Source organism: Synechocystis sp. FACHB-908, from assembly GCF_014698595.1.
In the GTDB taxonomy this organism is placed as follows: domain Bacteria; phylum Cyanobacteriota; class Cyanobacteriia; order Cyanobacteriales; family Microcystaceae; genus Synechocystis.
Map to the genome: position 1 here is coordinate 1 of NZ_JACJTH010000051.1, position 23784 is coordinate 23784.

General features: G+C 40.9%; 31 protein-coding genes and 1 pseudogene. 18 read left to right on the plus strand and 14 right to left on the minus strand.

The genetic code is table 11. From position 1 onward, the window contains the following. Positions 1-185 (minus strand): hypothetical protein (locus tag H6G46_RS18330; protein ID WP_206754521.1); only part of this gene is annotated, 185 nt, incomplete at its 3' end. A gap of 514 nt (positions 186-699) precedes the next feature. Here H6G46_RS18330 and H6G46_RS17965 point away from each other — a divergent pair. The 5 genes from H6G46_RS17965 (at position 700) to H6G46_RS17985 (ending at position 5217) form a co-directional block, all read left to right on the plus strand. Beyond that, positions 700-939, plus strand: coding sequence for a hypothetical protein (locus H6G46_RS17965; RefSeq protein WP_011153546.1), 240 nt, complete (start codon positions 700-702; stop codon positions 937-939). A gap of 367 nt (positions 940-1306) precedes the next feature. Continuing rightward, positions 1307-1870, plus strand: a complete 564-nt coding sequence (locus H6G46_RS17970; protein WP_011153547.1) for a site-specific integrase — start codon at positions 1307-1309, stop codon at positions 1868-1870. Positions 1871-1921: 51 nt separating this feature from the next. Next, positions 1922-2143, plus strand: coding sequence for a DUF167 domain-containing protein (locus H6G46_RS17975; RefSeq protein ID WP_011153548.1), 222 nt, complete (start codon positions 1922-1924; stop codon positions 2141-2143). Between the two features lie 440 nt (positions 2144-2583). Further along, on the plus strand, positions 2584-3504 hold the full coding sequence (locus H6G46_RS17980) for a DUF4007 family protein (protein ID WP_011153549.1): 921 nt from the start codon (positions 2584-2586) through the stop codon (positions 3502-3504). Between the two features lie 21 nt (positions 3505-3525). Next, positions 3526-5217, plus strand: coding sequence for a hypothetical protein (locus H6G46_RS17985; RefSeq protein ID WP_011153550.1), 1692 nt, complete (start codon positions 3526-3528; stop codon positions 5215-5217). 9 nt (positions 5218-5226) lie between these two features. Here H6G46_RS17985 and H6G46_RS17990 read toward each other — a convergent pair whose 3' ends face one another. After that, the gene (locus tag H6G46_RS17990; protein WP_011153551.1) at positions 5227-6183 is read right to left on the minus strand and encodes an LAGLIDADG endonuclease; all 957 of its coding nucleotides are present in this window, start codon (positions 6181-6183) and stop codon (positions 5227-5229) included. Further along, positions 6183-6464 carry a hypothetical protein gene (locus tag H6G46_RS17995; protein ID WP_011153552.1) on the minus strand — a complete coding sequence of 94 codons (282 nt, stop codon included), beginning with the start codon at positions 6462-6464 and terminating at the stop codon, positions 6183-6185. The genes H6G46_RS17990 and H6G46_RS17995 overlap by 1 nt, the downstream gene beginning before the upstream one ends. Positions 6465-6546: 82 nt before the next feature. On the opposite strand from H6G46_RS17995, the gene H6G46_RS18000 reads away from it, so the two are divergent. The 9 genes from H6G46_RS18000 (at position 6547) to H6G46_RS18040 (ending at position 12439) form a co-directional block, all read left to right on the plus strand. Then, positions 6547-7923 carry an HNH endonuclease domain-containing protein gene (locus H6G46_RS18000; protein WP_011153553.1) on the plus strand — a complete coding sequence of 459 codons (1377 nt, stop codon included), beginning with the start codon at positions 6547-6549 and terminating at the stop codon, positions 7921-7923. A 35-nt stretch (positions 7924-7958) separates the two neighbouring features. Then, complete coding sequence (locus H6G46_RS18005; RefSeq protein WP_011153554.1) at positions 7959-8276, plus strand: nucleotidyltransferase domain-containing protein; 318 nt, start codon at positions 7959-7961, stop codon at positions 8274-8276. Then, positions 8266-8607 (plus strand): DUF86 domain-containing protein, encoded by a 342-nt coding sequence (locus H6G46_RS18010; RefSeq protein WP_011153555.1) that lies wholly within the window; start codon positions 8266-8268, stop codon positions 8605-8607. Before H6G46_RS18005 ends, H6G46_RS18010 begins: the two co-directional genes overlap by 11 nt. Then, positions 8594-8803 carry an aminotransferase class V-fold PLP-dependent enzyme gene (locus tag H6G46_RS18015; protein ID WP_011153556.1) on the plus strand — a complete coding sequence of 70 codons (210 nt, stop codon included), beginning with the start codon at positions 8594-8596 and terminating at the stop codon, positions 8801-8803. The genes H6G46_RS18010 and H6G46_RS18015 overlap by 14 nt, the downstream gene beginning before the upstream one ends. An 81-nt stretch (positions 8804-8884) precedes the next feature. Further along, entirely contained in the window at positions 8885-9166 is a 282-nt protein-coding gene (locus H6G46_RS18020) for a type II toxin-antitoxin system RelE/ParE family toxin (protein WP_011153557.1), read from the plus strand. 10 nt (positions 9167-9176) lie between these two features. Beyond that, on the plus strand, positions 9177-9491 hold the full coding sequence (locus H6G46_RS18025; protein ID WP_011153558.1) for a HigA family addiction module antitoxin: 315 nt from the start codon (positions 9177-9179) through the stop codon (positions 9489-9491). Positions 9492-9501: 10 nt separating this feature from the next. After that, entirely contained in the window at positions 9502-10659 is a 1158-nt protein-coding gene (locus H6G46_RS18030; RefSeq protein ID WP_011153559.1) for a cysteine desulfurase family protein, read from the plus strand. A 38-nt stretch (positions 10660-10697) separates the two neighbouring features. Then, positions 10698-11879 (plus strand): AAA family ATPase, encoded by a 1182-nt coding sequence (locus H6G46_RS18035; RefSeq protein ID WP_011153560.1) that lies wholly within the window; start codon positions 10698-10700, stop codon positions 11877-11879. Further along, positions 11879-12439 carry a DUF4276 family protein gene (locus H6G46_RS18040; protein WP_011153561.1) on the plus strand — a complete coding sequence of 187 codons (561 nt, stop codon included), beginning with the start codon at positions 11879-11881 and terminating at the stop codon, positions 12437-12439. The genes H6G46_RS18035 and H6G46_RS18040 overlap by 1 nt, the downstream gene beginning before the upstream one ends. 123 nt (positions 12440-12562) lie before the next feature. Here the strand turns inward: H6G46_RS18040 and H6G46_RS18045 are convergent, their stop codons facing one another. The 4 genes from H6G46_RS18045 to H6G46_RS18585 form a co-directional block, all read right to left on the minus strand. Then, complete coding sequence (locus H6G46_RS18045) at positions 12563-12757, minus strand: DUF433 domain-containing protein (protein ID WP_011153562.1); 195 nt, start codon at positions 12755-12757, stop codon at positions 12563-12565. Between the two features lie 42 nt (positions 12758-12799). After that, the gene (locus H6G46_RS18050; RefSeq protein WP_011153563.1) at positions 12800-14872 is read right to left on the minus strand and encodes a DNA phosphorothioation-associated putative methyltransferase; all 2073 of its coding nucleotides are present in this window, start codon (positions 14870-14872) and stop codon (positions 12800-12802) included. 112 nt (positions 14873-14984) lie between these two features. Beyond that, positions 14985-15278, minus strand: coding sequence for an HNH endonuclease (locus H6G46_RS18055; protein ID WP_011153564.1), 294 nt, complete (start codon positions 15276-15278; stop codon positions 14985-14987). A gap of 102 nt (positions 15279-15380) precedes the next feature. After that, a complete protein-coding gene (locus H6G46_RS18585) occupies positions 15381-15884 on the minus strand; it encodes a hypothetical protein (protein ID WP_242018677.1) in 504 nt (167 codons plus the stop codon). 216 nt (positions 15885-16100) lie between these two features. On the opposite strand from H6G46_RS18585, the gene H6G46_RS18065 reads away from it, so the two are divergent. Beyond that, positions 16101-16766 (plus strand): IS701 family transposase, encoded by a 666-nt coding sequence (locus H6G46_RS18065; protein ID WP_011153566.1) that lies wholly within the window; start codon positions 16101-16103, stop codon positions 16764-16766. Here H6G46_RS18065 and H6G46_RS18070 read toward each other — a convergent pair. The 6 genes and pseudogenes from H6G46_RS18070 to H6G46_RS18095 all read right to left on the minus strand — a co-directional run bounded on the left by H6G46_RS18070 (position 16719) and on the right by H6G46_RS18095 (position 21069). After that, entirely contained in the window at positions 16719-17540 is an 822-nt protein-coding gene (locus H6G46_RS18070) for an ARMT1-like domain-containing protein (protein ID WP_011153567.1), read from the minus strand. The two genes, H6G46_RS18065 and H6G46_RS18070, sit on opposite strands and share 48 nt — an antisense overlap. Before the next feature lie 28 nt (positions 17541-17568). Next, positions 17569-18054, minus strand: a pseudogene (locus tag H6G46_RS18075) (DUF4079 domain-containing protein). Positions 18055-18125: 71 nt separating this feature from the next. After that, entirely contained in the window at positions 18126-18665 is a 540-nt protein-coding gene (locus H6G46_RS18080; protein ID WP_011153570.1) for a DUF3122 domain-containing protein, read from the minus strand. 39 nt (positions 18666-18704) lie between these two features. After that, positions 18705-19328 (minus strand): DUF3365 domain-containing protein, encoded by a 624-nt coding sequence (locus tag H6G46_RS18085; RefSeq protein WP_011153571.1) that lies wholly within the window; start codon positions 19326-19328, stop codon positions 18705-18707. A 111-nt stretch (positions 19329-19439) separates the two neighbouring features. After that, on the minus strand, positions 19440-19778 hold the full coding sequence (locus tag H6G46_RS18090) for a metalloregulator ArsR/SmtB family transcription factor (RefSeq protein ID WP_011153572.1): 339 nt from the start codon (positions 19776-19778) through the stop codon (positions 19440-19442). A gap of 4 nt (positions 19779-19782) precedes the next feature. Then, positions 19783-21069, minus strand: a complete 1287-nt coding sequence (locus H6G46_RS18095; RefSeq protein WP_011153573.1) for an FAD-dependent oxidoreductase — start codon at positions 21067-21069, stop codon at positions 19783-19785. Between the two features lie 117 nt (positions 21070-21186). Between H6G46_RS18095 and H6G46_RS18100 the strand changes: the two genes are divergently transcribed. Together H6G46_RS18100 and chrA are read left to right on the plus strand one after the other, a co-directional pair. Continuing rightward, positions 21187-21570 (plus strand): DUF302 domain-containing protein, encoded by a 384-nt coding sequence (locus H6G46_RS18100; protein WP_011153574.1) that lies wholly within the window; start codon positions 21187-21189, stop codon positions 21568-21570. Positions 21571-21609: 39 nt separating this feature from the next. Continuing rightward, complete coding sequence (chrA, locus tag H6G46_RS18105; protein WP_011153575.1) at positions 21610-22848, plus strand: chromate efflux transporter; 1239 nt, start codon at positions 21610-21612, stop codon at positions 22846-22848. A 292-nt stretch (positions 22849-23140) separates the two neighbouring features. Here chrA and H6G46_RS18110 read toward each other — a convergent pair whose 3' ends face one another. Then, positions 23141-23434 (minus strand): hypothetical protein, encoded by a 294-nt coding sequence (locus H6G46_RS18110; protein WP_011153576.1) that lies wholly within the window; start codon positions 23432-23434, stop codon positions 23141-23143. A 176-nt stretch (positions 23435-23610) separates the two neighbouring features. Between H6G46_RS18110 and H6G46_RS18115 the strand changes: the two genes are divergently transcribed. After that, the coding region (locus H6G46_RS18115) for a transposase (protein WP_242021181.1) at positions 23611-23784 on the plus strand (174 nt) is incomplete at its 3' end.

Sequence of the window (23784 nt, forward strand, 5' to 3'; positions counted from 1 at the left end):
CCAGTGGACAAAATCTTGTTTTCGCTGGACAAACGGTGTAAATGTCTAGTGATTTGTCTAACGCTCTTGTTGCACAAACTGGACAATTCTTCCTTAGTCTTTGGACTGTCCAACGCATCTAGTATTAGTTGACGGACAACCTCACCTTGTTTATGGGTAGGCCACTCATTGGGGTTAAAGTCCATAGTGAACTCCTTAAAATTAATAATTTATATTGTCCAATAGCTAAATAAAAATAACCACAAAGATTGGAAAATTTAACTTTCTTTAAAGCTTTGCTAATTTATTCACCAATATTCTGACAACCCTGGTTAACTGCTGAGTTGATTATTGGGGATGCTATTAAGTAGGGTCTAAAATGTAGCGATATTTACCAATGAAGATAGGAAATTTTGTCCAGATAAATTGACCCCAATAATTTTTACTAGGGGTTTCTAAACTGGCGATCTCTACCAAGTCTTGACCAATATGGAGGTTAACTTTTTGATGTTTCTGGTGCCATGGGCGGACATCCACAAGGAAAGTTCTTCACCTTGCCCTTTATCCATAGTCTGAAAATTTTTCCATTGGCTTCAGTAGATCCCAACGGTGGACTGAGGGCTCATTTCTGGACTCGGATCGGCTACCCTAAAAGAAGAAAAGGAGAGCCGCGATCTCTCCCCGTCCATTGCATAAACCGACTAGGAACTTTAACCCACCGTGACAACTGTTACCGATGCAGACCTAAAGGAATTAAAAGACCTCATCACCACTGGATTCACCAAGTTAGAGGTCAATCAAGCCCGCATTGAGGAAAAGCTGAATGGAATAGATAAGCGTCTAGAGTTAGTCGAAACACGAATCAACACTCAAACTAATTGGTTTGTTGGAGCCTTTGCCGCTTTGGTGGGCGGATTATTGGCCTTGCTCGGAAAATTTATTCTGTTCCCCAACGCTTAACAACTTGACTCCATTGAAACCAGGGTTGGCAGTTTAACAGACTGGATCATTGGCATCCTGTTTGCCCTGGTCGGTGGATTGCTGGCGTTGCTGGGCAAAATGACCTTCTTTCCTAATCATCAAGAAAGTAGTACAAATCACACTCCTGAGAATCGCCTGCAACCCTCACATTTCACTTTTCAGGTTAACTACATCATTTTCCCAAGCAAAAAGGCATATCAGACGATTTTGGCGATGGTGGTAGCTTTCAGGATTTATCAACTGATAATAATTAGCAATAATTTATGTTGAGTGATGGAGAGTCGGAAAAATTCCACGATAGAATTAGGGTTGTGGGAGTTATTCAATATTTTCATTGAATTATTGAATGAAAATTAACCGTCAGGGGCAGGCAAAGGTATTAACTGAGCAGGAATTACACGACCTGTTCACTATCGGGTTGCTGACTCCTAGGGATCGCCTCTTGTTTGGTATTTGTCTTTACACTGGTTGTCGCATTGGAGAGGCCTGTTCTCTGGCTTGGGCTGATGTCACCACTGATGCCATGACTTTCCGCATCGAAAAAACTAAAACCAAATCCAGTCGGACTGTGGCCATTACCCCAGCGTTGCAAGTTTTATTTGATGAGTATCGGCAACAACAATGCTTTAGGTTTTCATCGTCCTATGTATTTCGGGGTAAACGGGTGGGGTCACACCTTCATCCTTCCATGGCCCATAAAATTTTGAAAGCTGCCACTGACAGAATTGAAGTTAGGGGAGTATCAACCCATTCTTTCCGTCGTACTGCTTTGACAATGATGTGTCGGAAGGGAATTAACCTAAGGGTTATCCAAAAGATTAGTGGCCACAAGAATTTGAATGTGTTGTCCCATTATCTCGAAGTTTCTGAACAGGAAAAGGAGCAGGCTTTATCTACAATTTCATTCTGAGTCGGGGTTAGGTTAATTACTAGGGAATAAGTAGCGATCGCCGGTTTAATTATGAAAAAACAAGTTAAAGTCAAACCCAATGCTAAGCAATCTAAAGTAGTTTATGGCGATGATGGTAGCCTAATCATTCATGTTAAATCCCCTCCCGTTGATGGCAAAGCTAACCAAGAGTTAATTAAGCTATTAGCGAAGGAATTTAACGTTAGTCAGCAGTCTATTAAAATCAAAAGCGGTGCTGGTTCCCGTCAAAAAATTGTGGAGATTAATGAGTGAATAATTGGTTTCAAGTCAAGGGGATAGTCAAGGCAGGTTATGGAGTTGCTTCTGGTAAATCTGGTGATTTACGCTTCCTCAAAGGAACTATGTTATATCTACTATCTCCATCCTAAAACAAAACCAGAACATTTTTAATCACCGGATATTTTGGAGATTATGAGTCGTTTTATCCCAGATTAACGTTACAGCCAAGATTTTATTATTGAAGTAAATCCTCATCAAATTCAGATTCACTAGATTCGTTGAACAGATACCAGAAAAATTATTATATTCATTTAAAAAAATCACAATCTTCGAAACAATTTTGCAATTAAGTAATTAATGAATTGAGATTATCAAAATAACTTAATCTTAAATATTTATTTGTATATTTTTATAAATTATAGTAAAACTACAAGTATAAATGCTAAAATAACAAAGTATTTTTTTATATCGTCATGAAAGTTCAGCTTGGTCTTGATATTCCAAAACATCAAAATCAATTAAAGCCTATTTTTGCAAGGCATGAGACATTTCATCCCCGTTTTGGTTGGCTCAAAAAAGGATTTGATCGAGCAAGGGATAATTCGCGCATTTTTTTAGCAGAAGATGCGCCAGTGTTGCTTGGAGTCGGAAAAAATATGGTGCGATCAATTCGTTACTGGTGCGAAGCATTCAAGCTTTTAGACAATGATCAGCCTACTCTTTTTGGTGAAACTTTATTAGGAAATCAAGGTTGGGATCCCTATCTAGAAGATCCTGCATCATTATGGTTATTACATTGGAAGTTACTAGAACCTCCTTGTTTAGCTTCTGCTTGGTGGTTTACTTTTAATCAATTTAATCGTTTGGAATTTACCGATCGAGATCTATTTGATGCCTTAGTAGATTACGGCGATCGCCTATCGGGAAATATTGCTGAATCCTCTCTCAAAAAGGATGTTAGTTGTTTGCTCAGGATGTATGCAAAACAGCCAAACATTAAAAAATTTGTTGCCAGCGAAGAGTCGTTAGACTGTCCTTTTGTTGATTTAGGATTGATAAATCCAGCCGGGGGCAATCATCGCTATTTATTTCGTCTTGGTTATAAGCCCACTTTAGTCCCTGCGGTGATTTTATATTCAGTTTTGCACTATGCTCAGCGAGTTAATGAGACAGCACGGACAATTCCTTTAGCAAGGCTTCTCTATGATGAAGGCAGTCCGGGAATGGTTTTTAAGTTAACAGAAAGTAGTTTATGCGGAGCAATAGAAGCAATCAGTCGAACCCATAACCAATTAGGGTTAGAAGATGCGGCTGGTAAATTACAATTCTGGTTTGATTCAGATCCAATGGCACTAGCCAACCAAGTCCTAGAAACCTATTACGCTGACATTTAGTATTTATCAAAAAAAGTAATCGTGACTACACTCAGCCAATATTTTCAGATACATCGACGCTACTATCGTTCAGTCAATTTGGAGCGGGATTTAGGTAAGGCTAGCACAGTTGAGGGCTATGTACTTACGGAGCGCTCTACGGCGACTTTAGAACGGATTTTGCCTGCATTTTCTAAACCCCATACCCATCGTGCTTGGACATTAACAGGGGTTTATGGAACGGGAAAATCTGCATTTATTCATTTTTTGGCGAGTCTTTGTACACCTCAGAATACGGAGGTTCACAGAGTTGCCGTTACGATTGCAGAACGATTTTTGGAGCCAACAAGCCCAATTCTAGAGGCGATCTCCGCTTTGCCTGCTGAGGGATTGATGGTGGCTTTTGCAACTGGTCAACAGGAGCCATTAACCTGGACATTGGCCCGTGCGTTATCCCAAGGGGCAGAGACTTTTTTTCCAAAAAATCAGCGAGCAGATAAGCTTTTGCGCCAACTCACGGATTGGAAAGTTGAAGCGGAGACAGGGGATTGTCAGGTTACGCCAAAGGCAATTTTGCGGGCGATTAAAGAGTTGGTGGTGATAGCCAATAGGCCACTCCTCATAATTGTGGATGAATTAGGCAAGAATTTAGAATATGCTGCCCAAAATCAAGGGATTACGGATTTATATTTACTCCAACAATTAGCGGAGTTGTCCCTTTCTGGGGAGAATCAAGTTTATTTTATTGGACTGCTCCATCAATCTTTTGGGGGCTATGGCGATCGCCTATCAGTAACAGAGCAGAATGAGTGGAATAAAATTCAAGGACGATTTGAAGATATTCCTTTTACAGAATCGCCAAATCAGATGACACGGTTAATTGCTCAGGTAATTGATCGAGAAAATGCCAAACCAATCTTAGAAGAAGTACAGAAAACAAGTAATCAATGGCATCAAACCTTATCTAGCTTAATTAGTGATCTGGAAACTACCCCAGAGTTATTGACACATATTTATCCATTGCATCCGCTGACAGCTTTTGCTTTGCCACTTTTATGTACTCGTTATGCTCAAAATGATCGATCATTGTTTACGTTTTTAACAAGTGATGAACCCCATTCTTTTAAACATTTTTTAGAAACAACAGTTATTGACTTAAGCTTACCAACTCTCAAGCTTTATCATTTATATGACTACTTTGTAGAAACTGTTACAGGGTTAGCATCCCGGTTAAATTTACAACGGTGGGTAGAAATTCAGAGCTTAATTGAAGATGCCCGTGATCAATCTCCCCAAACACTCCAAGTTTTAAAAACGGTTGGGATTTTAAATTTGGTGACAACGACAGGAAACCTAAAAGCGACTTCAGCATTGGTTACTTGGGCATTATGTGATCAGGCGGACGGTGAGCAATCCAATTATTGGCAGGCTGAAATTGAACGGTTAATGCAAAAGGGCTTGATTACCCATCGTCGCCAGTTGGATGAGTTACGTATTTGGCAAGGATCTGATTTTAATGTGGAGTTGGCGATCGCCGAACAAGTAGAAAAGAATCGTAGTCATCTAGCAAATTTGCTACAAGAGGTAGCTCCATTAAAACCTTTAGTTGCCCAGAGACATTACAACCAAACAGGAAATTTACGTTATTTTGAACAACGTTATGGTGACGGAACTGAGAAATGGGAAAACTTAACCTGTTCCGATCTAAGTTTTGAAAAATTTATTTCTGCATAATCACTACCATTAAAGATTGCGTTTATATGCCATCCCTGGAATTGAAAATTTATCAAGAATTGCTTTTAATTCAGATTTTGCCTTTTGACTAATCCTAATAAAAAAATGTCCTTGTTTTGTTTTTAGAACAGAGTTTTTTAAATTGAATTTTTGCAAAATAATTAATGATAAAAAGTTAACATCATCCTCGGAAAAACTCATAGGATATAAGCTCAAACCACTCGAAGAACAACCATCGTCGTAAAACCAAATACAGAAAGCAAATTCAGTCAAATATTTTTCAACAAATTTTCTAGGTAATAATTTCTTTTCTAAATACCAAATACAATGTAAATCGGTTAATATAGGATGAACCCCTGTCCTTATCCACCAACCTTGATATTGTTTTCCTGATTTAACATGAGGTGAAGATAAACACTCTTGAAAGGTACAGTAAAAATAATCTTTTAAAAAATTAAATTTCCAATTTATGTACTCCTTATTAGCTCCGCCCTCTGCATAACGAGCGTTAAGTTTCTTTTTTCCTTTTTCTAAAGATCCATCACCCAATAATGAACCAGTTAAAAATTCTAAAAAATCATTATCGATATTTTTCCCCGAATAGCTTTTATATTTAGAACGTTCTAAAGCCGCCTGACTTCGCTTTTTGTGATTACGAGAGTTGCAAATCAAAGCATTGGGAAATCTATTTCGATATTCGGCTACTGTTAAACCATGTGTTTTCAAATGGCTATGATGAATCATTTCAAACTCTTCATTGCAAATTTGGCAAGTGACAATATTAAATCCTTGAAACTTTAACTCCTGTATTTTCTTTTTTTGACGTAGTTGATCATATTTTTTAGCAGTATCCCTGTTAAGTTTTTTTCGACATTCCGAATTTTCGCAAGTACGACGATGAATATAATTACCTTTTTTCCAGATCGCTAAAGCTTTGCAATAAGGACATTGAAATATTTGACTCATTACAGGCTCCAATAAGAACGAGATAAGGTGTTCCAAGTATCATTAAGTTCATGCACTTCACAAGCCCAAGAAGTCAAATAACTCTCGATTTTATTACGTACTTCCGAATCATAAATTTCACCATGACTTATGCCTACAAGTTCAATTTTTGCTTTTAACAGCGTCCGTACTTCAGGCAAAGGCATATTTTTCAGAGCTGCTTTAACTTCACGCATCATTTCTGAAACCGCAAAATCACCATCGGGTTCGTACATTGCCCAGTCTTTTGGGAAATCACTCATAATTGCTTAGTGCTCTCAGTAGTTATGCGATGTTATCATATATGATAACACTGACGCTTGATTTTTCTGTGATAATCAAGTCATGGGAAAAGCAGGACAAGCATTAAAACAGACTTTAGATCTACACAACATCAGCCAGAGTCGTTTGGCGATCGCCTTGGGTGTTGACCGTCCGATTGTATTTCGTTGGTTTCACGAAAAGACCGATCCTACTGGTGAAACTATTCACCAAATCACCACAGCTTTACAAAATCTTGATCCTGATGCAGCTAGTAGCTTTGTTAACTTCTACTTGGGAAACTTCACACAAAATGGTTCCTCTGGTATTTCTTCCCAAAGCTTACCGGAATCTGAACAGGTAAATGTTTCGATTCTTGCTCAGCTTTTTAATAAGACAACAAACTCCTATAAATATCTCTTTTTTCTTTCTCTGTTAGATATTTTAAAACGCAGAAAATTTGATGTTTTGCCTCCGATTAGCTTTGCTGAGTTAGTAGTTGAAATTTTAGCCAATGCTTGGTTTCCTCATACTTATTTTAAACTTTCTTTTGGAACGCAAGACAAAATCACCGAAAAACTAGACTCTCTAAATTTAATTATTAGTGAGCCAATTTTAAAATTCAATGATCCTGATAAACAGCTTCTCAGAAAGACAATAGCCAATCAAACCTATGATGATTTAATTACATACTTAGTCAAATATGTTCCATTTCGATTAATTCGCCCTTTTTATAGTCATGAAACACGAGGTTTAAAAGACGTTGAAGTTAATCAAGTCATTTTAGATTTGACTAATAATAATCACAAATCAAGAAATGCTTTATATCATTTTGATGCTGATTTAGTGAAAGATTGTCAAGGAATTATTTTGTCTCCAGATTGGGTAAATTACATTGAAGAGAATTTTAAAATTGTTAAAGGTTGGGCATCATGGGCATGGCTAGAATATATGCAATCAAGAAATCCCACAACCCCAAATATTGTTAACAAGTTGTTTACACCTCAACAAAGAGGATCACTATCTTCTCAAACAAAATTTTGGAAATCCGCTCTTAACTATCAATTATTTAATTGTATTTATTCAAAACAAAAGCTCAATTCAGATTATTTATCGTTAGATCATTATTTGCCTTGGTCATTTGTTGCCCATGATCAACTATGGAATCTTGTTCCAGTTATTCCGGAGGTAAATTCATCAAAATCTAATAATTTACCCGCTGATCAATATTTTTATGATTTTGTTAACTTGCACCATTTAGCATTAGTTACCAATCATAAACACTTGCCTAGACAATCATGGAATAAAGTAATAGATCCCTATGTTGCTGATTTGAATTTATCAGAAAATGATTTGTTAGATTTAGACAGGCTTCTAAAAGCTTATGAGTCAACTGTTAAACCGTTAATAACTTTGGCGGCAAAACAAGGATTTTCGGAAAATTGGGTATATCCTAAGTAGTTAATAACATGAACTCTATCTTTTGAATATTCAGTATGCTCTCAGTAACTCACCTCAAAATCCCCCAACAAACGTTGGCAGAACTCTGTCAACAGTGGCACATCAGTGAATTAGCACTATTTGGTTCTGCCCTAACAGAAGATTTTCACGAGGATAGTGATATTGACCTGCTTGTTTCCTTTGCCCCAGATGCTCGCCAAGGATTATTGACCCTTGCCAAAATTAAGCATCAGTTTGAAGAAATATTTCACCGTAAAGTGGATTTAGTCGTTAAAGCCGCTATAGAAGAAGGCGATAATTGGATACGTCGTCAAGAGATTCTAAACAGTGCGGTGACTATCTATGAATCGTGACAACGCTTATCTGCTCGATATTCTGAACGCCATTCAGCGAATCCAAATATTCAGCAACGGATTAACAAAAGATGAACTCAGTGCCAACGAAGAAAAACAATCGGCAATCCTCTATCAAATCATTGTGATTGGCGAGGCAACAAAACGTCTATCTGCTGAGATTAGATCGATAAATCCTCACATTCCTTGGAAGGATATTGCCGGAATGAGAGATATTCTGGCGCACCAATATGATCGCATTAACCTTAATACTCTTTGGGATGTTGTGCAAAAAGATGTTCCCGAACTAGAGGCTCTCATCGCCCCCCTTGTGTCCAATGCAAAGCAATAAGCAGATCCACCTCGATTACCATGCCACAACCCCCGTTGACCCAAGGGTTACCGAAAAGGTTGTGGAATTTATGACGACGCAGTTTGGTAATGCCAGCAGTGTTGACCATTCCATTGACGATCGTGCCCGTGGGGCCGTCGATCAAGCTAAACAGTCGGTTGTTTACCAACGTTTTAACCGCAGACCAACTTCGTAGAAATGGCGATCGCCAAAATAGAACCGTAAAGCGTTTAACGCTCCTCGTTATATACTGGATTTAGTCCACTTATTTTCCCCTGTGATTCGTAACTTTAAAGATAAAGAAGCTCAAAAAATCTTTGAACGACAACGCTCCCGCAAACTGCCTGGCGACATCCAACAAGTTGCCCTCAGAAAGCTCCGAATGCTAAACCGAGCCGAGACATTACAAGACCTTAAAGTTCCCCCAGCTAATCGATTAGAAGCTTTGAAAGGCGATCGCCAAGGACAATATAGCATTCGCATTAATGCCCAATGGCGTATCTGTTTCCAATGGGAGAACGGAGAAGCCCTCGACGTAGAAATTATTGACTACCATTAAAAATAAACCCATGAATCCAGACAAACTAAAACCTATTCATCCCGGCGAAGTTCTCCTTGAAGAATTTTTGCAGCCAATGAATCTAAGCCAAAATAAGCTAGCTTTAGCAATTCGTGTACCTGCTCGTCGTATCAACGAAATTGTGCAGGGAAAACGTCGTATTACCGCTGATACCGCCCTACGTTTAGCACTATATTTCAATATGTCTCCTCGGTTTTGGTTAGGCTTGCAAATGGACTATGACCTAGATTTAGCAGAGGATGAAATTGGCGAAAAGCTTCAACAGGAAGTAACGACTTTCAATCTAGACAACGTTGCCGTTTAAGGAATTTACCTTGATCTACCTCGATTACCATGCCACAACCCCCGTTGATCCAAGGGTTGCCGAAAAAGTCATGGCATTTATGACAACCCAGTTTGGTAATGTTAGCAGTGTGGATCATGCCGTAGGTGATCGTGCCCGTAGGGCTGTGGATCAAGCGAAACAGCAAATTGCAGATTTAATTCACTGTCGTCCCCAGGAAATTATTTTCACCTCCGGCGCAACCGAGAGCATTAACCTCGCCATCCAAGGCACAGTTCTAGCCCTAGAAAAGCAACAGCAAACTCCCCGCCTTGCCATCTCCGCCGTCGAGCACAAAGCCGTTCTTGATACCTGTCGCCACCTGGAAAAACAAGGGCGTATCGAACTAATCGTTTTACCCGTCGATGCCCAAGCAAACCTCAATCTCAATCAAATTGAAGAAGTCTGCCACCAGGGATTAGACCTGCTCTGCATTATGGCCGCCAACAACGAAGTCGGCACCATTTACCCTATTGAAAAAATTGCGGCGATCGCCAAACGCCATGCCGTCCCTTTCTTTTGTGACGCATCCCAGGCAGTTGGTAAAATCCCAATTAATTTTCAGGATTGGGACATCACTCTACTGGCGCTATCTGGTCATAAACTCTATGCTCCCCAAGGCATTGGCGCACTCATCCGCAAAACCCATCATCCCCTTGAACCCTTAATTTGGGGCGGTGGACAACAACAAGGATTGCGACCTGGCACATTAAATCTCCCCGGCATTGTTGGACTGGGTGAAGCCTGTCATTTACGTCAATTAGAAATGAATGAGGATGAAACGGCGATCGCCAGAAAACGCGATTATCTTCAAGCCAGACTCCAAAAAGCCATTCCAGAGATTCTCGTTAACGGCAATCAATCCCGTCGTTTAGCAGGAAACTTACACATTGCCATTCCTGATATTCCCAACAGCGCTATCATTGCCCGAATTCGGGAGCAAATAGCCATTTCCACTGGCTCAGCTTGCTCTAGCGGCACTATTGCCCCATCCCATGTGCTGAGAGCGATGAATCTCACCTCTAATTTCATTGATGGAGCCTTACGGATTGGAATTGGCAAATTTACTACTAACGCAGAAATTGAACAAGCGGCCGATATTCTGATTAAGACTATTACAATAGTGAAATCATGCCTTAAATCATCATAAATTAATAAAATTTCAGATCAATTCTCTTGTCAGCTAAAATGAAAATTGTTTCTATAAAAATAAAAAATTATCGTGTCTTTGAAGACATCAAAATCACCAACATTCCTAGCTTCTGTGTCATTATTGGAGCCAATGGTACCGGGAAGTCTACTCTGTTTGATGTTTTTGGTTTTCTCCGTGATGCATTGAAAAATAACATTCGCCAAGCCCTGCAAATCAGGGGTGGATTCAAGGAAGTGGTTACTAGAGGAAAAGAGTCCGAAGATATAGAAATTGAACTCAAATTTCGGATGGAAATACTTGCAACAGAACGATTAGTAACCTATATTTTGATTATTGGGCAGGAGGGTAAAAAGCCAGTCATTAAACGAGAAATTTTACGCTATAAACGTGGTGAATATGGTTCTCCTTTTCATTTTTTAGACTTCCATAATGGTCAAGGATATGCTATCAGAAATGAAGAAAGCTTTGAAAGTGACGAAGAACTAGAGCGCGAAGAACAAAAACTTGAATCTGCCGATATATTAGCAATTAAAGGCTTGGGGCAATTTCAACGATTTAAAGCTGCAAATGCCATCCGTTCCTTGATCGAAAACTGGCACGTTTCAGACTTTCATATCAGTGATGCTAGAGGGAGCAAAGCCGCGCTTTATGCTGAACATCTTTCTCCTACTGGCGATAATATACCGATTGTTGCTCAATATATTTATCAAGAACATCCTGAAATATTTGCGGAAATATTACAACGCATGAAACAACGAGTACCTGGAATTTCTAATGTTGAAGCAAAAGAAATAGAGGGTGGTAGTTTAATATTAAAATTTCAGGATCAAGCCTTTGAAGATTCCTTTGTTGATCTCTATGTTTCCGATGGCACCATTAAAATGTTTGCCTATTTAATTTTACTCTTCGATCCTAAGCCTCACCCTTTACTGTGTGTTGAAGAACCTGAAAATCAACTATATCCAACGCTTTTACGGGAACTTGCCGAAGAATTTGCAAGTTATGCGCACCGGGGTGGGCAGGTCTTTGTCTCAACTCATTCCCCTGACTTTCTTAACGCCGTTCCTTTAGATAGTATTTTCTGGTTAATAAAAATCCAAGGTGTTACCAAAGTTGAAAAAGCTGCCGATCATGAAGTCCTGAGAAACTTGATTGCGGCAGGGGATCTTCCCGGTTATCTCTGGAACCAAGGCTGGTTTGAAGGAGTTGCGCCCTAATGAGTTACGACTTAATTTTTCTTCTTGAAGAACCGTCTCTAAAAAACGTTTTAGAAATGCTTTTGCCTAAGATTATTCCAAATAGTCTAACCTATCAATTAATTACTCACCAAGGTAAACAAGATCTTGCCAAATCTATCCCTAGAAAAATCAAAGCTTTTCAATTTAGTCGTACCACCAAATTTATTATCGTCCATGATCAAGATTCTCATGATTGCATTCAACTCAAGACTGAATTGTTAACCATTTGTCAGAATGCTGGACAATCAGATATATTGATTCGTATTGTCTGCCGTGAACTTGAGTCTTGGTTTCTCGGAGACCTTGCTGCGGTGGAAAAAGCTTATGGACTAAAACCCCAGAGCCTTAGTCGAAAACAAACTCAGCAAAAATTCCGTAACCCAGATCAACTTAATAACGCAAAACAAGAATTGATAAAACTTGTGAAAGAATATTATGAGGCAACCCATTCTAAGGCGATCGCTCCTCATTTATCTTTAACGGATAACAAATCCCATAGTTTTCAGGTTTTCATAGAGGGCATTCAGAACTTTATTTGATAAAGTAAGACAACTCACATCATCAGATTTTTTATCCAAACAGAACAAGAAGAATCTTGATTTTTTGGCATAGATTATTTGTACAAGAGAAGATTTTACGTAGTTAGTTGTTACCTGATTTAATTAGGCCGCATACAGCATTGCTTGTTGAATATCTTCTGATTCTAAATAAGGATAATCATCAATGATTTCCTCTGAAGTTTTACCATTTGCAAGTAAATTTAAAATCAATGAAACAGGCACCCGCATTCCACGAATACAGGCCTTTCCGCCCATAATCTGGAGATCAAAGGTGATTCGATCTAAGTTCTGTAGCATTATTTCAGATTTGATGGTGAGTTATTGTTTTCATTGTATAATTTAGGAAAGATTTTGGCGTTGCCGTTGCTGGGTACGAATGCGAGCTTTGAGAAGTTTTTGTGCATAGGGATCAGCATCAGAGCGCCATACTAACCGATGACCCCTAAATTCCACTCCCATCTCCCGCAAGGTTCTTTGCCATCCCGGCCACAGTTGAATTTCCGACCAATTCTCCAATAATCCCCAATCCTCCTCCTGTTGAGACAACTTAGCGAATTTTTTGCACAGAGGATAATCCGTCATCACTAATCGCTCCTTACAATGCACTACAGGTGCATAATCAGGGTCATATTCTTTGTATCGTACCCGTAAATCCTGCAAACTAATCTGCATCATCGTCTGCCAACGCGGATGGGGATTTGTGTCAAAATCTGAACAAAAAATATAAGCAATTTTTGGCTCATGGAGATAAAATCGTACCAATGTTACATTCTCCAATCGCCCCACTGTCCGACTGGCACAACCCTCATATAAGCGTAACAACGGATCAAGGGCTTCCAATGCACTAATATGGACCAGCAACGCTTTCTTTGAGCAAATTCCGATTGGACTTTGTTGGGCGATATTGGCTAGATTTGCCAAATTTCCCAAACTAAATAACATTCTATCTGACAGCAAACACGCTTCTTTATAGGTTCCAAACAACACTTTAATATCCGTTTGTAGGATGTCATCTAACTGACTAAAGCGAGGACGTTTTGCAAAGTGCGATAATGCTAAATAAATCTGAATATCCTGTTTACGTTGTTCTGTAATTTTTTTCCAATCTTCTCCATTCGTCGCCTGCTCAATCACCTGAAAAGCTCGAGTCAAGGTCTTAAATTCAGCACAAATATCTGCTTCGGTTGCCAACTCTCCCTTTTTCGGTAAACGTCCCCGTTCCGTTAAGAAGTTCATCAACGGTTGCAGTAGGTCTTGATAGTCCTCAAAGCGTTTAACCGAAAGACGAATTCGGGGTGTGGTTGCCCGTGACCGAAACCGGGAAGCCCGAAAAGCTTGAGCCTGGGCCTCATCCCGAAAGACAAAGTAAATTCCCAAGGCCACCGGAATCGCATCAATCCCCAAAACCTGATCAATGTAAAGCTTCAGTTCTTCTTGGCCATAATATTTTTGGAAGGTGTTGCGGCTAGTAATTACGCCATCTCCATAGGCAATATGACCAGCTCCCCCATCGGCAATTAATACCTGGGCTGACACCACTAATATTTTTTGGGCCAGTTCCCAAGCTTGAAATAACGCTTCCCGTCTTTCTGCTGGATTTTCAATGACATTAATCACATAGCCAAGATTGACTATATCCGCAGGGTGGCGATCGCCTTCTGGTTCATAAAACGGATCCCAGCCATGAACCTCGAACCCTTTTTCCGCAACAAATTTTAGATCCTCCCCATGGCCACAACCATAGTCAAAAAAGGTCATACCTTCAGTCAAAAGATTTGCGTCCAGGAGGGATCTCACTGGACGAGACATTTGCCGCCGAATAATCGCTGCTTTGTGACGGTCAATTTTGGGAGATTGATGAGCAAATTCTTGAATTTCAATCAACTTGTGGTTTTCAATCCTGACCCGAAACTGTTGCAGACGTTTTTCCCACTGCTGACGATAGCCAATTTGACGAGGATCAGCTAGTAAGCCCAATTTTTCCTCAGCCTGAGTTAACTCTGCAAAGGTTTGGTACAAGGGATAATCAGCACAGACAAAGGTTTCCTTACGGTGCAGAATAGGAGGATTATCCCCGTAATGGCGAACCTGACAATTGTTCAATTCTAAATTGACCTGTGTGCTTTGTCGCAGAGCAGGATGGGCATCTAAATCAAAATTAGGATAATCGAGGTAGGAAATTTTTGGTTCATTAAGATTAAACTTAATCAGCGTAAATTGTAAATTTTGATTTAGTTTAGACTGATAATTTTCATCAAAAATTTGTCGAGCAAGACTTTCATATCGCCGTAAAATAGGTGATAAATGAGAAATAATCGAGTAATGAATATAGAGCGCATCAGGTAAACGTTTACCCAAAATTAAAGCATTTAGTGCATCTTTAATATCAATAAAATTATGAGTATCCGCCATTTATTTTTTATTCCAAAACGATGGTAGTTTTTTAGTTATAAAAGTAAATTTTAATGTAAACAATAACACAAAGATAAAGATAAATATTGACAAGAATCCATGAAAAGTGACTCTAACAAAACTTTAATGTTAACTGTCCTGGTGTCACATTCCCCCGCTGCCTGCGGTGGTAGTAAAGATGACAGGGGGAGCATAAAGCCATCAAATTACTAGGATAGTTATTACTTGGATCATAATCACAATGATGTACCGCCATCCTGAGCCGATACCGATCGCCGGTTGATAACCCCTTCCCCTCCCCCGGCTTGAGGCATTGCACCCCACACCGTTCACAGACCCAGTTAACGGATTGCTTTTTCTGTAGGGCCAACTGGGGCCAGTCAGGAGAATAACGATTATTCTTCATACTAAGCCCCTAGTAATTTTCCTCAATCCCCTAGCTCACAAAACTCTGAAGTAAATGTCTATTCCAAACTGGACACTGTACATTAAGTGATAGACAGTGGAGTTATTCTATCTCTACAGACCGTAAACCCCTAGTAATTTTTGTGATTGACCATTGGGCTTCCCGCCCCGCTTTTCCTTGACGAGTAAATAAAAAACCTTGGCGATCAAACTGTTCACCCCTAGGCTTAACCCCTAGTAATTTTTCGATCTGCGTGGTGGTCAGTAACCAACCATAGCTAACCGCATCCTCCAAATCCCTGAGATTATCCAACGGCGATCGCCTAGATTCCATTAACTGGATCAGGGCCACCATGCCGGGGTCAAAAGGGAGAAGGTCAGAATCAACGGCAACGGATTCAATACTGCTTCCCACTGTGGTTACTTCAGAGGGGGGGACAAAGTTATTGAGGGTTCCGCCTTCGGCTAGATGTTCATCTAACTGGTCAAGGAGCTTAACTGCCTCATCACCAAACAAAACCTTATTCCCCTTACGGGTCGGTTCAAGCCCCAAAGCATTAATGCGGTTGTAAAGACTCTGGCGGGTCTTTAAGTTATAACGGGTCAACAAATCGGCGATCGGCAGTATTGGATTCTTCCACGGGTGAAATATCTACTACTGTCCAGTGACTACTAGACACTAGCAATGTTCCGACACTTTACACTGTCCAGTGATGACTAGGCATTTAAAATGCTTGTCCAAAGAAGATTCTGAAAATATCCCTCTTCCGTCAGACTGAGGGAATTAAAATGGAGATAAAAGGCAGAAAAGCGCGGAGGGAGAATGACAAAGACAAGAGAGGCAAAAAAGACAGTACAGTGTGTAGACACATATAGTGAACTGTATAAAGATATATTTCCAGAAGTGAGGTCTTATGAGTCATTTAAATATATCATTGTGGGAATGTTAAGTGATATAAAAAGAAAGAGTTTACCTGCAATAGCATCATCACTAGGATTGAAAAATGAACAGGGACTACTGCATTTCATGACAGATTCTCCTTGGGAATTAAAAGAATTAAAAAAAAGAAGATTAAATATTATCTTAGAAGTTTTAGAAGGAAGAGAAATAATAGTAATAATAGATGAAACAGGAGACCCCAAAAAAGGGAAAACAACAGATTATGTAAAAAGACAATATATTGGAAATTTAGGAAAAATAGAAAGCGGTATAGTGTCAGTAAATGCCTATGGTTACTGCGATGGAGTAACGTTTCCTCTAGAATCAAAAGTATTTAAACCAAAAGAAAGATTAAAAGAGGGAGATAAGTATAAAACAAAGACGGAATTAGCAGTAGAGATAATAAAAGAACTAGAAGAAAGTGGTTTTAAAATAAAAAGAGTAGTGTCAGATAGCTTATATGGAGAAAGCCATAGCAATTTTATCAGTGCCGTAGAGGAATTAAAAATAGAATATGCAGTGGGAATCCGGAGCAATCATGGGGTCTAGCTTCCAAAGGAAGCTAAAGTAAGGGCAAATAAGTGGAGGAGGTTTGAACACATAAGATGGGATGGAAAACAGGAAGATAGGTATATCAGAGAAATAGTTTATGGTAAAAAAAGCGCAATAAGATATTGGGAAATTAAAACAGAAGTCGACCACCTCGACAATTTTATCTAGTCCCACCGTTTGAGCATCGATTAGCGTGGCATCATTAAGGACAGGCGACCCTCTGACAACAAGGGTAACCCTCTCTGGTGAAAGCTGTTCCACTAGAAGTCGATCCAACGCAATTTCCCCGGCATTATCAGCTAAATACAAAATTGATTTTGCTTGGGCGATCACCTCACGCAAACGATCTTCTTCTGCGAAAAATGGCCCTTTCAAGGCTTGCTCCAAAGCCTCACGGACATCTGCCTCTGTCAAACTGCCATCAACACCCATATCGATAACATTGCCGGCGATCGCCAGACGGGCAGCCATCAATAATGGATCTTTGGCGGCCTCGACCTTAGCCCGGAGTGTTGGGAGTAGTTCCATGGCCACACGATTTTGCCAATCTTTGGTTTTACGGTAAGGGTCAGTCACCCCTGTGATCTCCCGCAACCGCCGATGAATCTGTTGGGCCATGGCAGGAGGCGATTGGTTTAAATCCATTTCCCCAGCCCAACTGAGGGCATCCCGAATAATTTGCTCATGCACGGAGGGATTTTGGGATACTAACCTAGCCGCATCTAAGGATTGGTGCAACAGGCAGGGAATACAATCTAAAGAGGTTTTCATCGGGATTTTAATGGGTTTTATCAGGTTATTAAGGGGTGGGAGTTGACCCCATTTTGCTCAAAATATCCTGCACGATTTGTATCCCCGTTAGAGCTTGCCAACCAAACAATCCCAACAGAACCACATTCAAAGAAACGTGCACATTGCGAACCCAATTATGCTTTTACATAAAGGGTACCAACGCTGCGGAAGTGGAAACTAACCCTACTATTCCTAACCCCGCAAACAGGTGGGGGCCAATAAAAATTTTGCCACTGTTGATGTAAGTAACCGTGATGCCCCCGATCGCCCCCATGACGATTAGCGCCAAAAACATAGAGCCAATTTGATGGTGACGAATGGCAAACCGCCCCTTAATCAGTTCCTTTTTCGGCTCTCCCTCCGCCAGCCTTGTCCGTCGAACCTGTATGCCGAGGTATAGGGTATAGATCGCCAGGGCTAGCAAAGCCCACATGGTAATGGGGTGAAAAAAGCTGAGATAGGGTTTAAGAGCCGCGAGATTTTCTGAGTTCATTATGATAACTACCTAAGTATTTGTAAATGTTAAATTGAGCCGTCAGTCCGTAACTATTAACTGTGTAGTGATTACTTTTGAGTGGTGAGTGATTGCCATTCTTCAACCACCGCTGGAGAAACATTAAGCACTATTTTTTGTTGATCGAGGGTGGGCAAAATTAGCCGTAAAGGAATTGCCGATTCCAATTGCATTAAGATGGGCTGTAAATCATATTCCCCGGCATCAGGGGACATTTTGGTCTTGTCCATAAACATATCTTCGGATACATTTACAGCACTTAAAGTTTCGCTCATCATATTAGTAATAATGAGGGGTTTGGAGTGATCAATGTTAGCGGTGCCGGGAAAGTCCACTAGGCGTAGATAGATACTATCCTCATGGTCAGGAATAGTCCTTTCAAAGGCGATCGCCTGCCAACTTCCCCCTTGTTGATCCTTGAGTATTTGACGGGACTTGGAAATCTCCGACTGATAAACTGTTGGGCCTGGTGCTTCTTCCAATTGGCGAATAACAGCCTGAGCCGGAGAAACTGCGAGATTAATTATCAACACCCCAACTAAAATTCCAAGAATAAAGACTGATTTGATAAAACTTAAGATGCTTTTCATTTTGACTATTCTCTAAATATTAAATTGCTTGATTTAGTCTTACTTGATGGCATCTTGCATAGCTTTTTGAATATCATCTGGGATGAAAACTGCATACATTCCCCGTAAATCCCCCACGTTAAAGTCGTAGGCCAAATCCTGGGGATAGCCATCTTTAATAAACTGCGGACGGCTATTTTTTAAGCCATGGCAGGCAAGGCAAGTAGATTCCACTTCAATGCGACGGTAATAGCGTGTTCCCGTTTGTTTATTCAGGGTTTCTCGATCCCAAAATCCAACAAGTTCCGGCTCTTGGTTAAATTTTGCCAAGGCTATTTGGTCGTGTAAATTATTTGGTTTATGGTCAGGATTACGATATTTATTAGCAATTTGTTGAACCTGCCAACCATTTTCTTTGCTAAGTTGCATGGCCCTCATCCCCACCGGACGGCAAACCTCTTTCATTGTTTGCTTAGTGGGGGCTTCAGTCCTGCCTTCCAAGGAGGAGGCCAGCCCAGTTCGCATGGCATCCAGGGATTCGATTTCCTGCACAGCCTGGGCTAACTCATTGGCATTAGGAATGATGGGAGCAGCGGTGGCGATCGCCGCATTCCCCCCGAGGAGCAGTAGGCTGATTCCGATGATCAGCATCAAACTCAAAATCCGTTGTGGTAAAGTTTGCATTGATTTCTCCCGTTAAGATTGACTAAAGGATTATTTTACGATGGGAAACTGGTCAATGGAAATTGATTATTTCCTGCAATGCCCTGTGTGAAACAGCAATAAAAAAAGCCATTAGTCTTCGCAGGATGAAAGGACATCCGTAGATAGATTAGATAACTCAATTAAAGACTGAGCGCATAAATTCAGGTACTTCGGATTAGCAAGAAAATAAATCCTACTATTTCCCTGTTTACGGCAACCAACAATCCCTCCCATCCGCAATATTTGCAGATGCTTGGAGACATTTGCTTGACTTAGGCCTGTCATATCGCAGATTGTTCCCACACTGCATTCCTCTTCACAGATACACCATAAAATGTGTAGCCGACTTTGATCACCCATTAATTTAAATAATTCTGACAAACGCTCAAAGTTGGGCGGATTTAGGGTTTTATTCACAGATATTTGCATAAATTTAAACGTTTACCGGTTGAACAATATCTTCTGCCATGGCTGGACGAGACATCGACAGACCAAAAAGTAATCTTAGTCCTAATTTCTCGAACCAGGGTAGGCCAACTCCCAAGCGCATCTTGGCAAGAAAGTATTTCTCAAAGGCCGCCTTGGCCCAATTGACCCAGATCCCCTTAATTGCGTAGGAGTAACGACGTTTACCCGTAAGGCGATCAGGAAGCACTGGGGCGGCAATATAAGCAATACCGGTGTCTCCATACTCGGCAAAACAGAGGGCTTCCAGGGTTGGTACTTGCAATGGCTTGGCTATCGACCCTAGTTCCACAGCAATATTATGGGCCGCTACCATGGCCATGGCTTCGGTCATTTGCCCACTTTTAGGTGTCCCGATTGATACTTGCGTGTCATTAATCTGGCCTAAATGAACGCTGACCCCTACACCATAAATTTCTGGATAGTCCCGATGGCGCATGGTTGGTAGCACTGGCAAAAATCCCCTTTCGTTACCCAAACCTGATGCTTTTACAAACTTTGCACCGCGAAAGGCGGGCAAAATCATACTATAGGCAAAACCAAAGGACTGACCATCGGCAAGAAAAATATGATCGGAGCTGATATTGACGATCTGAGCATTGGTTAACGTGGCGATACCCCGCTTATTCATTAATGCCTCTGTGAGAGTTTGGGAGTGGGCCATATTGGCAATGCCTAGATGGCCAATGTAGGGTTCAGGAGTAATGTAGGTAATTTTCACCTGATCGCGAATCCCCCTACGCCGTAGGTCTGCTTCCGCAAGGAGTACATACTCATAGGCCGGCCCAAAACATCCAGTCCCTGGAGCAGCTCCCACCACTAAATCCCCCGGTTGCTGACAAAAGGTTTCCCAGGCAGTGCGAGCTTCTAAGACATGGCTAGGCGTACAAATGGAATGGGTATAGATCCCCAGACCCGGCACAAGATCATTTGCTAATTCTGCCCCGCTGGCAATGATCAGATAGTCATAATTTAAGGTCTCATGGGTGTAAATACGTTTCTGTAGGGGATCGATTTTTTGTACTTTTCCTTGCACCCACTTGAACCCATGCCGTTTTGCCAACATCGGTACATTTAATTGCATGTGGTCTAAGGGGATGTGCCCCAATCCCACCTGAACCAGTCCAGGTACAAATGTGAATTGTGGAAATTCTGAGATCAAAATTACTTGATGAGCTTTTCCCAGGTAATGCCTTAACTCGTAGGCGGCCGGCAGTCCCCCTAACCCCGCTCCAATTACGACAATCTGCGCCATTTTAAACTCCCTCCCCCCAAAAACTATTGACGAATACAACTATGTAGTTATATTCTTATAATATTGGTGCTTGTTCGATTTGGCAAGGACTAGTTCAATAAAAATCAGAGATATAAAATGTATTACTTTAGTAAAAAATTGCTGGTAGGATTTGATGAAGCTATCGGATTAGTAAAGGATTCCCTAGCAAAAGAAGGCATGGGAATAATGACAGAAATGAATCTACAGAAGGCATTCCAACAAAAACTCCATCAGGATTTTCGTCGTTATCAAGTGTTGGGAGCCTGTCATCCCAAGGTTGCCTATGAGATGTTGCAAATTGATGACCAAGCCGGGGTGATGTTCCCCTGCAATGTGGTGGTGCAGGAACACGACGATGGGAGTGTTGAGGTCTCCGCCGTTGATCCTTTGGCAATGTTTTTAATGATTCATTCTGCCCAGGCAAAGGAGATTGCTCTCTACGCCAGCGCCATGATGCAACGGGTGATCGACCATCTTTAGTCTAGTTCTAATTGACTCTTAATCCAGGAAACATTGAAGATGAAAGAAATACATAGCTTAGAAAATAGCCAGGCTCCCAAGATACCAAACTTAGGGGAAATGACCTGGTTATTTCTTAAACTTGGTACGATTGGGTTTGGGGGAGGGATCGCCATGATCGCCCTGATGGAAGAAGAGTTCGTCAAACGACGTAATTGCTTAGAGACAGAAGAGTTTTTGCATGGGGTTGCCCTTGGACAAATTTTAGGCTCTTTTCCGGTAAATACGGCTCTGTTTATTGGTTATCGTTTGCATGGCTTCCTCGGCGGTCTTATCGGAAGTATGACTTTTTTAGCTCCTTCACTAATTATGGTGTTGGTACTATCTTGGCTTTACTTTAGTTTCAATCAAATTCCGTCCTTACAGGGAATTCTAGCCGGTTTGGCCCCTGTGGTCATCGGTATTATTTTGACGGCGGCTTGGTCCATGGGACAAAAGGCGATCGCCTCTTCTGTAGCTCTAGGCATTGCCATTGGTGCGTGTGTGGGTAGTTTGACCCATATTAATCCGGTGATCATTCTATTTACAGGCGGTATGATTGGGCTGTTATTAAAATTGACTCCCAAAAAAATCAAGCTAAAAAAGCTGGCGGATACCAATCAGTCTGCCCTGGTTTTGCCCGTTGCAATGCAGGCATTGCCTCACCATTGGGCAGTCCTAGCGGAGACCCCAGTTATTCCCGGCGCAGTGAGTTTACTTACTTTGGGATGGACGTTTTTGAAAGTGGGTTTTGTTTTTTTTGGGGGGGGATTTGTTCTTATTCCTGTCCTCAAACAATTACTGATCGACAACCTCCACTGGTTAACTCAACAAGAATTTATTGATGGCGTAGCTATCAGTCAACTTACACCAGGGCCGATCGCCGTAATTTCTACCTTTGCTGGCTTTCGAGTAGGGGGCATCATGGGAGCTATGATTGCCACATTTGGTTTATTTTTGCCCTCAATTGTATTAATGTTTGTTTTATCCAAGTACTATCAAAAAGTACGTCACTTACAACCAGTTAAACACTTTTTATCGGGGGTAAATCCAGCGGTGGTAGGAATGATTGTCTCAGCAGCAGTCAATTTAGCTCCTGGGGTTTTTCTGGGGAGTGAGTCAACTAAAATTATTATCAATCTTTGCTTATTAGGAATGACTTTATTAGTCATTGGTAAGTTAAAATGGCACCCTGCCATTAGTTTAGGTATCGGTGCAATGACAGGGATTGCAGTTAGTTTTTTGCCTGGAGTATCCTAAATAATAATGGGAAAAAATATCGTTCAATATGACTTCGTAATTTTGGGGGCGACAGGATTCGTCGGTGGCATTGTCTGTCGCTATTTGCTGTCCCACGGGGAAACAGCAACAGGAAAGAACTAGGCGATCGCCCAGGGCAATCGCATAAAAATTAGTATAAATTGCTACAGATTTGAGGCGAGTAGTAAGCAAAAAGTCCCTTTTCTTTACTCTCTATTCCCCCTCGATAATTGCAAATAATGTGGTCCCAAACCGATGATTGCGGGTCGTTACAATTAATGTGGTGTTCTGTTCAGCGTGTGAGATCCAACTTAGGTCTTTCAAAAACCTGAATAAATACCGAAGGCGGCAACGGGCGTAAAACTTTCTGGGCCAAACCATAGGCTTTCCTTGGCCCCTTCACCTCCAGTTCTATCGACGAAAATGAGTCAATCTCTAACTTGTAGTCCCGGCGATAAATCCAGAGCCAGTCATCGCCCTGTGAACCCCATTCCAGACGAGGGAAGTGGTCAGATAAGATTGAAACAATCAACTCAAAATCTGACCGTCGTAATTCTGCAAAGATAACCCACTCGTTTTGATCCATACTTATTCCGCTACAGTGAGTTTATTTATTACTAGGGGTTAGACAAGCCGCCTTTTTAGAGCGTGTTTGAAAAGTAGGGTGAAGAATGGAAAATGGTGAAAAGAATAAAATTTTCACCATAATTAATGATAATCCGAGAATTTTACAGCACGGACATCACTGATAGCCAGTAGCAATTGGTAGAACCTCATTTACCCAAAGCAAAAACTGGGGGAAGAAAACGGAAAACTAGTCTGAGGGAGATACTCAATGCTATTTTTTACATGCTCAGAACGGGGTGTGCCTGGCGACTTCTGCCCCATGATTTTCCTAAATGGCGAACGGTCTATGGTTATTTCCAGCAATGGCAC

What these genes read in the sequence shown, in the direction of transcription:
- H6G46_RS18015 (WP_011153556.1), top strand. Translation starts at nt 8,594, where the DNA reads ATGCAAAGCAATAAGCAGATCCACCTCGATTACCATGCCACAACCCCC.
- H6G46_RS18025 (WP_011153558.1), top strand. Translation starts at nt 9,177, where the DNA reads ATGAATCCAGACAAACTAAAACCTATTCATCCCGGCGAAGTTCTCCTT.
- H6G46_RS18095 (WP_011153573.1), bottom strand. Translation starts at nt 21,069, where the DNA reads ATGGCGCAGATTGTCGTAATTGGAGCGGGGTTAGGGGGACTGCCGGCC.
- H6G46_RS18005 (WP_011153554.1), top strand. Translation starts at nt 7,959, where the DNA reads ATGCTCTCAGTAACTCACCTCAAAATCCCCCAACAAACGTTGGCAGAA.
- H6G46_RS17995 (WP_011153552.1), bottom strand. Translation starts at nt 6,464, where the DNA reads ATGAGTGATTTCCCAAAAGACTGGGCAATGTACGAACCCGATGGTGAT.
- H6G46_RS17970 (WP_011153547.1), top strand. Translation starts at nt 1,307, where the DNA reads ATGAAAATTAACCGTCAGGGGCAGGCAAAGGTATTAACTGAGCAGGAA.
- H6G46_RS18085 (WP_011153571.1), bottom strand. Translation starts at nt 19,328, where the DNA reads ATGCAAACTTTACCACAACGGATTTTGAGTTTGATGCTGATCATCGGA.
- H6G46_RS18100 (WP_011153574.1), top strand. Translation starts at nt 21,187, where the DNA reads ATGTATTACTTTAGTAAAAAATTGCTGGTAGGATTTGATGAAGCTATC.
- H6G46_RS18055 (WP_011153564.1), bottom strand. Translation starts at nt 15,278, where the DNA reads ATGAAGAATAATCGTTATTCTCCTGACTGGCCCCAGTTGGCCCTACAG.
- H6G46_RS18050 (WP_011153563.1), bottom strand. Translation starts at nt 14,872, where the DNA reads ATGGCGGATACTCATAATTTTATTGATATTAAAGATGCACTAAATGCT.
- H6G46_RS18080 (WP_011153570.1), bottom strand. Translation starts at nt 18,665, where the DNA reads ATGAAAAGCATCTTAAGTTTTATCAAATCAGTCTTTATTCTTGGAATT.
- H6G46_RS17980 (WP_011153549.1), top strand. Translation starts at nt 2,584, where the DNA reads ATGAAAGTTCAGCTTGGTCTTGATATTCCAAAACATCAAAATCAATTA.
- H6G46_RS18010 (WP_011153555.1), top strand. Translation starts at nt 8,266, where the DNA reads ATGAATCGTGACAACGCTTATCTGCTCGATATTCTGAACGCCATTCAG.
- H6G46_RS18000 (WP_011153553.1), top strand. Translation starts at nt 6,547, where the DNA reads ATGGGAAAAGCAGGACAAGCATTAAAACAGACTTTAGATCTACACAAC.
- H6G46_RS18045 (WP_011153562.1), bottom strand. Translation starts at nt 12,757, where the DNA reads ATGCTACAGAACTTAGATCGAATCACCTTTGATCTCCAGATTATGGGC.
- H6G46_RS17990 (WP_011153551.1), bottom strand. Translation starts at nt 6,183, where the DNA reads ATGAGTCAAATATTTCAATGTCCTTATTGCAAAGCTTTAGCGATCTGG.
- H6G46_RS18110 (WP_011153576.1), bottom strand. Translation starts at nt 23,434, where the DNA reads ATGGATCAAAACGAGTGGGTTATCTTTGCAGAATTACGACGGTCAGAT.
- H6G46_RS18040 (WP_011153561.1), top strand. Translation starts at nt 11,879, where the DNA reads ATGAGTTACGACTTAATTTTTCTTCTTGAAGAACCGTCTCTAAAAAAC.
- H6G46_RS18035 (WP_011153560.1), top strand. Translation starts at nt 10,698, where the DNA reads ATGAAAATTGTTTCTATAAAAATAAAAAATTATCGTGTCTTTGAAGAC.
- H6G46_RS18065 (WP_011153566.1), top strand. Translation starts at nt 16,101, where the DNA reads ATGACAAAGACAAGAGAGGCAAAAAAGACAGTACAGTGTGTAGACACA.
- chrA (WP_011153575.1), top strand. Translation starts at nt 21,610, where the DNA reads ATGAAAGAAATACATAGCTTAGAAAATAGCCAGGCTCCCAAGATACCA.
- H6G46_RS18070 (WP_011153567.1), bottom strand. Translation starts at nt 17,540, where the DNA reads ATGAAAACCTCTTTAGATTGTATTCCCTGCCTGTTGCACCAATCCTTA.
- H6G46_RS17975 (WP_011153548.1), top strand. Translation starts at nt 1,922, where the DNA reads ATGAAAAAACAAGTTAAAGTCAAACCCAATGCTAAGCAATCTAAAGTA.
- H6G46_RS18090 (WP_011153572.1), bottom strand. Translation starts at nt 19,778, where the DNA reads ATGCAAATATCTGTGAATAAAACCCTAAATCCGCCCAACTTTGAGCGT.